Below are 6,326 nucleotides of genomic sequence, written 5' to 3'. Positions count from 1 at the left end.
GCATCGTCCGCAGGCCGGCAGGAAAGAGAACACAATGTGATCGCCGACCTCGAATCCTGGGGTGTCCGGGCCGACGGCCTCGATTATCCCGGAGCCTTCGTGCCCGCCTGCGTACGGATATATACCGACCGGAACGTCGCCAGTTGCATTGTGGTCATCGGAATGGCAGAGACCGGCGGCCACGAGTTTGACGGTCACTTCGTTCTGCCGCGGATCGTCCAGCTCGACCTCGACGGTCGCGTACTTTCCGGGCGTCTCGCGAATAACGGATGTGCGGGTGATGATGGGCATGCGTTCTTCCTTTCGATCAATCTGCCGTCGGTGCTATTGGGGTGCTATTTGGGTGCGACCGAGGTGATTCGATCGGCGACGGTGCGACCTGGCGGAGCCGGCATCAGGAGCCCTCTCCTGATGTCATGTCATCAGCCACTGATCACCTGAGGAGCCGAAACGGCTTTCAGCCCTTCTACACCGAATTCGAGTCCATACCCGGACATCTTGACGCCACCGAACGGGACCATGGGGTGTACACCGCCGTGGCTGTTGATCCACACGGTGCCGGCCTGAATACGTGCGGCGACGGCGCGGGCGGCATCGCGGTCCGAACTCCACACCGACGCCCCGAGACCGACGTCGAGACCGTTGGCCATCTCGAGCGCTTCGTCGACCGTCTCGTAACGCACGATCGGTAGAGCGGGGCCGAACTGTTCTTCGGCCACCAGGGGGTTGTCGTTGTCGATGTCCGACACCAAAGTGGCCGGATAGAAGTGTCCCGGGGCATCGGCGTCGGGCGTACCTCCGACCAGCATCGTGGCGCCGGACTCGCGCGCACGGTCCACCAGCCCGGCAACGATGTCGTACTGAGCCTTGTTCTGCAGCGGACCCAGGACATTGTCTTCGTCGAGGCCCCGGCCCATCGGCATCGCCTTGGCGACCTCGGCGAGTTCGGTGCAGACCGCGTCGTAGACATCGGTGTGTACGTAGAGGCGCTTGAGGGCAGCGCAGGTTTGGCCGGTGTTGATGAACGCACCCCAGAACAGGTCCTGCGCAATGGCTTTGGGATCGACATCCGGTAGCACGATGCCGGCGTCGTTGCCGCCGAGCTCGAGCGTGAGCCGTTTGACCGTATCGGCGGAGCTCCTGATGATGGCCTGACCGGTGCGGGTGGAACCGGTGAACATCAGCTTGGCGATGTCGGGGTGCGAGGACAGACTCGCTCCGATTTCCCCTTCACCGGCGACGACGGTGAGAACGTCCTGCGGCAAAACCGAATTGAGCACGCTCGCCAGGGCCAGCACGCTGAGCGGGGTGTACTCGGATGGTTTGACGACGGCCGTGTTGCCCATTCGCAACGCCGGCGCGATCTGCCACGTGGTGATCATCATCGGCCAGTTCCACGGTCCGATCGCGCCGACGACTCCGAGCGGGCGGTAGTACATCTCCGCCTGCCCGTCGTCCCCGCCCAGGAGGGTACGGCCAGGCAGTTCGGTCGCCGCGGTCGCCCGCAGCCAGTTTGCACACGCTCCGACCTCGAACCGGGCGTTGGGTCCGTTCAGCGGCTTGCCCTGTTCACGCGAGAGCAGCTCCGCAAGCGGCTCGGTGGCCGCATCGACAGCGTCCGCTGCCCGCAGCAGGAGGGTCTTGCGGTCCTCGTCACCGCGTGCCGCCCAGCTCGGCTGTGCTGCCTTTGCGCGGGCGATGGCGGCGTCGAGAACCTCGACGCCGTTGAACGGGGCCCTACCGACGACGTCTCCCGTCGCAGGATCGAAGATCTCCCGTCCATTCGGATCGGTGATCTCGCTGAGGAGTGAATCGAATGTGATGGTCACGGTCTGTCCTTTCGGCGGCGAACTGTGCGGGGGAGAGAGTTCAATAGCTGGCGCGTGGTCCGTGCGCCGAAGGGTTGATATATCGCTGGGCGAGTGCCTCGGAACCACGCGCCAGGATCGCGGCATCGGCACCGATGAGTAGAAACTGCGCGCCGTCCTGGGTGTAGGCGTTTGCCCGTTCTGGGTCGAATGCATTGACGCCATAGGGTTTTCCGGTCAAGGCAATCTCGGTGAAGGCGTCATTGACCGCGGCGACGACGTCGGGGTGGTTCTGTTGGCCGAGCAGTCCCATCGACGCGGACAGATCGCTCGGCCCGAGGAAGACGCCGTCGATTCCCGGTGTCTGGGCGATGGCCGCCGCATTTGCCACCCCCTCGGTCGTCTCGATCTGCACGAACACCGACACGTGATCGGCGCCGTTGCGCAGATAGCCTTCGACGCGGTTCCATCGAGCAGAACGAGCCAGGGCACTGCCGACGCCCCGTATCCCAGCGGGAGGATACTGCGCCGCCGCTGCAACGTCACGAGCTTGTTCGGCGGTGGAGACCATCGGCACCAGGATGGTCTGTGCGCCGAGATCGAGGACTTGCTTGATCACCACCGGATCCCCGACGGGGACCCGCACCACCGGTGTCACCGGGTAGGCCGAGACCGCATGGAGCTGTGCAAGAACGGATTCGAGACCGTTCGGCGCGTGTTCCATGTCGATGAGCACCCAGTCGAGACCGGAGCCCGCCATGATTTCGGCGACAACGGGCGAGCCGGTGACGATCCAGCCGCCGTACAGTGGCCGGTCGGTCTCCGTCAGCGCGTCGCGGAAGGTCCTGTTCATTCGAAGCGACACGAGATCGTTCCCATCGGTCCGTAGTCGGCGAGCACCGTATCGCCTTTGTGCACCCACATCGGACGAGTGAAAGACCCGGCGAGTACCACTTCGCCAGCTTCGAGCCGGTCGTCGTGCTGTGCAAGCTTGCTCGCGAGCCACGCCACTCCAGTGGCCGGGTGGTTGAGTACCGCGGCCGCAACGCCTGATTCTTCGATGGTCTCGTTACGGTAGAGCAGCGCCGAGATCCATCGCATGTCGACCGCGGCAGGATCGGTCGGGTTGCCCCCGTAGACCATTCCGCCGAGGGCGGCATTGTCGCTGATCGTGTCCACGATGGTGCGGCCCTCCATCTCGATTCTGGAGCTCAGAATCTCCAGCGCCGGTACGACGTACTCCGTTGCGCGAAGCACGTCGAAGATCGTCGTCGTCGGACCGGACAATGGCTTTCCGAGCACGAATGCCAGTTCGACCTCGATCCGCACATTTGAGAAACGGTCATGCTCGATCACAGATCCGTTCTCGAACACCTGATCGTCGAAAATCGCACCGTAGTCCGGTTCGGTGATCCCGGTCGCCACCTGCATCACCTTGCTCGTCAGGCCGATCTTGCGTCCGACGAGCCGGCGCCCGGCTTCGACTCCTCGTCGTCGCCATTCGTTCTGTACTGCGTACGAATCGTCGACGGTCATCTCGGGATACCGCGCGGTCAGGCGCGGAATCATCGATCGCGTGCGCTCGGCTTCCGCCAGCTCGTCGGCGATCTCGGTGATGGTCTGAGGTGAAAGCATCGAATATCCTTGCAGCTGTAGGGGTGTTCGTGCCGGTCAGAGTTGGTTGCCGAGCTTGAACTCGCCCTTCTTCCAGTCCGGCATCTCGTCGGTGTCCTCTTTGCGGGTGTAAGAGAATCCGTCGGCACCGATGGTGACCGCCATTTCCGAATCGTCCGTGCGGGCGACCACAGGCTTCGGGTTGCCGTCGAGATCGAGGACGATCGAGGCGTCGGTGTACCAGCTCGGGACGACCGGGGTACCCCACCAATCGCGGCGCTGATTGTCGTGCACGTCCCACGTGACGACCGGGTTGTCCGGGTCGCCGGTGTAGTAATCCTGGGTGTAGATCTCGATACGGTGCCCGTCCGGATCACGCAGGTAGAGGTAGAACGCGTTCGAGACCCCGTGCCGGCCGGGGCCGCGCTCGATATGGTCGGACATCCGCAGCGAGCCCAGTTTGTCGCAGATGGCAATGATGTTGTGCTTTTCGTGTGTGGCGAAGGCGACGTGGTGCATGCGCGGTCCGTCGCCGCCGGTCATCGCGGTGTCGTGCACCGTGGACTTACGACGCATCCACGCCGCGTAGGTTGTGCCCGCCTCGTCCTGAATGTCTTCGGTGACACGGAAGCCGAGGTCCTCCATGTACGCCACCGCGCGGGGAACGTCCGGAGTGACCTGGTTGAAGTGGTCCAACCGGACCAGCGCGCCGGGTGTGTAGAGGTGGTAGTGCCACGCCAGACGCTCAACGTGATCGACATCGTAGAAGAACTCATAAGGGAATCCGAGCGGATCCTCTACGCGTACCGAGTCGCCGATGCCCTTGGTGAAGCCCTGCGCGTTGCGTTCGACGCGGCACCCGAGTTCGGTGTAAAACGCGACAGCCTTGTCGAGGTCCTCTGGGCTGCGGACACGGTAGGAGAACGCCGCGACGCCGGCCACCGGACCTTTGCGCAGCACCAGGTTGTGGTGGATGAACTCTTCGAAAGAACGCAGGTAGACGGCGTTCTCGTCCTCTTCGGTCACGACGAGGTCGAGCACGTCGACGTAGAACTTGCGCGACCGTTCGAGGTCGGTGACGACCAATTCCATGTAGGCGCATCGCAGTACATCCGGGGGGGTGGCCTGCGGGGTGGGTACCGGGTTGTTGGAGCGGATGGGGCTGGTCGAGGTCACGACGGGCTCCGGGGAACTGGGGGTAATGGTCATGGTGGGTCCTGGTAGTCGAAGTGAGTACTACGAATCTGTATCGGCCGGAATCAGTAGTCGATGGCTTCGGCCGCTTCTTTGCCGAACGTCGGGTTGTGGACCTTGCCGAGAGTGATGTGCACGGCCTGCTGCTGGGTGTAGAAGTCGATGGACCGGTAGCCACCTTCATGACCGAGGCCCGATGCCTTCACACCGCCGAACGGGGTCCTCAAGTCGCGGACGTTGTTCGAGTTGAGCCACACCATTCCCGCCTCGACGGCCTGAGAGAAGTTGTGTGCGCGCTTGAGGTCGTTGGTCCAGATGTAGGCGGCCAGTCCGTAGCGGACGCCGTTCGCCAGTTCCAATGCTTCGTCGTCGGTGTCGAACGGGGTGATCGCCACGACCGGACCGAAGATCTCTTCCTGGAAGATCCGTGCGTCGGGTGCGACGTCCGCGAACACGGTCGGGGTGACGAAGTTGCCGGTATCGAAGCCCTCGGCTCGGCCGCCGCCGGCGACGAGCCGTGCCTCGCTCTTACCGATCTCGATGTAGCTCATGACCTTGTCGTAGTGCTCGGGGTGCACCAGGGCGCCGACCTCGGTGGCCGGATCGTGCGGGTAGCCCACCTTCACGCGCCCCGCCTGTGCGGCATAACGTTCGACGAACTCGTCGTAGATGGACCGCTCGACGAGGATGCGGCTTCCAGCGGTGCAGCGTTCCCCGTTGAGGGAGAACACCCCGAAGATAGTTGCGTCCAGGGCGGCGTCGAGGTCGGCGTCGGCGAACACCACGGCCGGGCTCTTACCGCCCAGTTCCATCGACAGGCCTTTGAGAAAGGGTGCTGCGTTGCCAAAAATCAGCTGGCCGGTGCTGGATTCGCCGGTGAAAGAGATCAGGGGAACATCAGGGTGTTTGACGAGCGCGTCGCCTGCGTCCTCGCCGAGGCCGTTGACGAGGTTGAACACTCCTTCGGGAAGTCCGGCTTCTTCGAAGATGCCCGCCCACAGCGACGCCGACAGAGGTGTGAACTCGGCTGGCTTGAGCACGACGGTGTTGCCAGTGGCCAAGGCGGGCCCGAGCTTCCATGATTCGAGCATGAACGGGGTGTTCCACGGGGTGATCAGGCCGGCGACTCCGATGGGAGTGCGGTTGACGTAGTTGATCTGCCGTCCGGGAACTTTGTAGGTGTCATCGGCTTGGGCGACGATGAGGTCGGCGAAGAAGCGGAAGTTCTCGGCCGCTCGCCGTGCCTGACCGAGTGCCTGGGTGATGGGCAGCCCGGAGTCGAATGATTCGAGTTCGGCCAACCGCGCATCGCGCGACTCGAGGAGATCTGCGATGCGGTGCAGGATGCGTGAGCGTTCACGCGGAAGCAACCGTGGCCACGGGCCTTCCTTGAAGGCCTTCTTTGCGGCGGCGACGGCGCGGTCGATGTCGGCTTTCTTGCCCGCGGCAGCCTGCAGGTACACCTCATTGGACACGGGGTCGAGAACGTCGAAGGTGTCGCCGTCGATCGAGTCGACGAACTGCCCGCCGATGTAGTGCTGAATTTTGCTGGGGAGGTCGGCGGGTACGTGGTGCTGGGCTTGTTCGGCAACGGATTTCGTCATCGGTGTCTCCATTTTGTGGATTAGTGGACGGGAAGGCTGAGCACTTCGCCGGGATGTTCGTGGATCAAGTAGGCGTCGAGTGTCGCGGACCGGTGCAGGCGTGCTG

General features: G+C 63.5%; 6 protein-coding genes. All 6 read right to left on the bottom strand.

Annotation, left to right across the window (positions count from 1 at the left end; all coding sequences use genetic code 11):
* A partial coding sequence (locus WBQ44_RS15885) for an alcohol dehydrogenase catalytic domain-containing protein (protein ID WP_495567633.1) occupies positions 1–291 on the bottom strand: 291 nt, incomplete at its 3' end.
* A gap of 131 nt (positions 292–422) precedes the next feature.
* Positions 423–1,829, bottom strand: coding sequence for an aldehyde dehydrogenase family protein (locus WBQ44_RS15880; protein WP_495567632.1), 1,407 nt, complete (start codon positions 1,827–1,829; stop codon positions 423–425).
* Positions 1,830–1,869: 40 nt separating this feature from the next.
* Positions 1,870–2,661: an HpcH/HpaI aldolase family protein gene (locus WBQ44_RS15875; protein ID WP_495567631.1), complete on the bottom strand. Its 792-nt coding sequence runs from the start codon at positions 2,659–2,661 to the stop codon at positions 1,870–1,872.
* Positions 2,658–3,443 (bottom strand): 2-oxo-hept-4-ene-1,7-dioate hydratase, encoded by a 786-nt coding sequence (hpaH, locus tag WBQ44_RS15870; RefSeq protein ID WP_495567630.1) that lies wholly within the window; start codon positions 3,441–3,443, stop codon positions 2,658–2,660. The genes WBQ44_RS15875 and hpaH overlap by 4 nt, the downstream gene beginning before the upstream one ends.
* Positions 3,444–3,479: 36 nt before the next feature.
* Positions 3,480–4,631, bottom strand: a complete 1,152-nt coding sequence (hpaD, locus tag WBQ44_RS15865) for a 3,4-dihydroxyphenylacetate 2,3-dioxygenase (protein ID WP_495567629.1) — start codon at positions 4,629–4,631, stop codon at positions 3,480–3,482.
* Positions 4,632–4,681: 50 nt separating this feature from the next.
* Positions 4,682–6,220 carry a 5-carboxymethyl-2-hydroxymuconate semialdehyde dehydrogenase gene (hpaE, locus tag WBQ44_RS15860; RefSeq protein WP_495567628.1) on the bottom strand — a complete coding sequence of 513 codons (1,539 nt, stop codon included), beginning with the start codon at positions 6,218–6,220 and terminating at the stop codon, positions 4,682–4,684.
* Positions 6,221–6,326: the final 106 nt, after the last annotated feature.

Source organism: Rhodococcus sp. (in: high G+C Gram-positive bacteria) (genome assembly GCF_049591685.1).
GTDB lineage: Bacteria > Actinomycetota > Actinomycetes > Mycobacteriales > Mycobacteriaceae > Rhodococcoides.
Note: the sequence above shows the minus strand (reverse complement) of the source record. Positions and strands in the feature narration are given on the sequence as shown.

Bases quoted from the DNA above. Each gene is read 5' to 3' on its own strand.
- hpaH (WP_495567630.1), bottom strand. From the start codon at position 3,443: ATGCTTTCACCTCAGACCATCACCGAGATCGCCGACGAGCTGGCGGAA.
- hpaD (WP_495567629.1), bottom strand. From the start codon at position 4,631: ATGACCATTACCCCCAGTTCCCCGGAGCCCGTCGTGACCTCGACCAGC.
- hpaE (WP_495567628.1), bottom strand. From the start codon at position 6,220: ATGACGAAATCCGTTGCCGAACAAGCCCAGCACCACGTACCCGCCGAC.
- WBQ44_RS15875 (WP_495567631.1), bottom strand. From the start codon at position 2,661: ATGAACAGGACCTTCCGCGACGCGCTGACGGAGACCGACCGGCCACTG.